Genomic DNA, 1860 nt, shown 5'->3' on the forward strand with positions numbered 1-1860 from the left:
CCGACGACGCGCGTCACGCCGCAGCATCCTTTCGCTCATGACGCTTGGGGCGGCGAAGGGCGACGTCGTGGTGCTTCGGGCCGAGGGCGACGGCGCCGACGCTGCCCTCGATTCCCTGGTGACACTGTTGGAAACGGACCTCGACGCGGAGTAGGCACCTCCCACCCGACGCTCGCTCACATATGGTGGCCTCCCGCCAGACGCTCGCTCACATATGGTGGCCTCCGGTCAAACGCTCGCTCACATATGGTGGCCTCCCGCCAGACGCTCGCTCACCGTTGATTGGCGAGCGAGCGTTACGTCGATTGCGCTCATATCTGAGCGAGCGTCCGGGATTTTGGGCTCATATCTGAGCGAGCGTCTGGGGGGCCGCGCCGGGGGCGGGGGATACCGTTTTAGGCGAAGGCGGAGATGCCCGTGATCGAGCGTCCGATGATCAACGCTTGGACAGTCTCTGTGCCTTCATAGGTATGGATTCCCTCTATGTCGGCGAAGTGCCGGGCCACGCGGTTGGCCAACAAGATCCCGTTGCCACCGAGCAGGTCGCGGGCGTTCGAGGCGATGCTGCGGGCAGTGCGGGTGCAGGTGAACTTCGCGAGCGCCGCCTGCGCGGGAGTCAGCACGCCCTCATCGTCCAGCTTGGTCATCTGCATGACCATGAGCTGCATGGTGGCGAGCTCCGAATGCATCCGGGCAAGTCGCTCCTGCACAATCTGCGAAGCGGCCAGTGGGCGGCCGAACTGCCGGCGTTGGGCCGCGTACTGCACCGCGGTTTCGTAACAGGCAGTGGCGTGCCCGACGGCGGACCAGGCCACTCCCAGCCGGGTCGCCAAGAGCACCCGGGCTGTGTCCTTGAAACTCCGGGCACCGGGAGCGCGTTTTCCGCCGGGACGAAGACATCCTCAAGGCGGATGTGTGCCTGCCAGATTGCCCTGAGTGACAGCTTGCCTTCAATGGTCGTGGCGGAGTACCCGGGGGAATCCTGGGGGACGAGGTATCCGTGAACCTGCCCGTCGTCGCCACGGGCCCAGACGACGGTCAGCCCGCCGATCGAGCCGTTGCCGATCCATTTCTTTTCACCGTTGAGCACATAGCCGCCGTCGACGGCGGTCGCAGTCGTCTCGAGTCCCACCGAATCGGAACCGTGCGCGGGCTCGGTCAAGGCGAAAGCGCCATATTCCTCGGCCCGGGAAAGCGCGGGAAGCCAACGGTCCTGCTGCTCTGGGGAACCGCATTCCGCCACGGACCGCAAAGCCAAGCCGCCCTGGACTGCGACGACTGTGCCGATGGAGCCGTCCCCGCGGCTCAGTTCCATGGTGACCAGTCCGGCGGCGGTTTTGCTCATGGCCGGGAACCCGTCGACGTTGATTCCGTCGCGCAGCAGATCAAGTTCACCCAGGCGCTTCACCAGATGGAGCGGATACTCCGCGCGCTCCCAGTACCCCGCGATGACCGGGAGCACGTCGTCCTGGACAAAGGTCCGCGCGCGGTCCCAGTAGGCGCGGTCTTCGCGGCTAACGTCCTTGAAGACGGAGGCCGGGTCCGGGTCCAGGGATTCGTTCAGGACATACTCGGGCTCCATGGTGCCAGCCGGAAAAGCTGCGCCGACCGGGAATATGGCATCCAGTTCCTCGGAAGCGCTGTTGGACATCGTCGTCATGGGGGATCCTCGCTCGGGGTTGCGATCTACGACTCCCAGCATGCGCTGACACTCAGTTTCATGTCAAGGAACTCAGTTCCACCATGGATTCTGCTGGATCGAACTAAGCCAGGGCGTCCCGAACCGCTTGAAGGATCCGTTCCGTACCCGCTGCCGGATCCAGGACGGCAACCACGACGACGGGCCGGCCGCCTGGCGCG

Annotated in this window: 1 protein-coding gene and 1 pseudogene; one reads left to right on the plus strand and one right to left on the minus strand. The window is 65.1% G+C overall.

Translation table 11 applies throughout. The annotated features are described in order from the left end of the window. Positions 1-154, plus strand: a 154-nt coding sequence (locus AHiyo1_RS23905) for an HPr family phosphocarrier protein (protein WP_148667765.1), incomplete at its 5' end; no start/stop codon positions are given. A 241-nt stretch (positions 155-395) separates the two neighbouring features. On the opposite strand, the pseudogene AHiyo1_RS23910 reads toward AHiyo1_RS23905, so the two are convergent. Continuing rightward, positions 396-1651: pseudogene (locus AHiyo1_RS23910) on the minus strand (acyl-CoA dehydrogenase family protein). Positions 1652-1860 lie beyond the last annotated feature (209 nt).

Origin of the sequence: Arthrobacter sp. Hiyo1, from assembly GCF_001263615.2 — a bacterium.
Classification (GTDB): Bacteria; Actinomycetota; Actinomycetes; order Actinomycetales; family Micrococcaceae; genus Arthrobacter.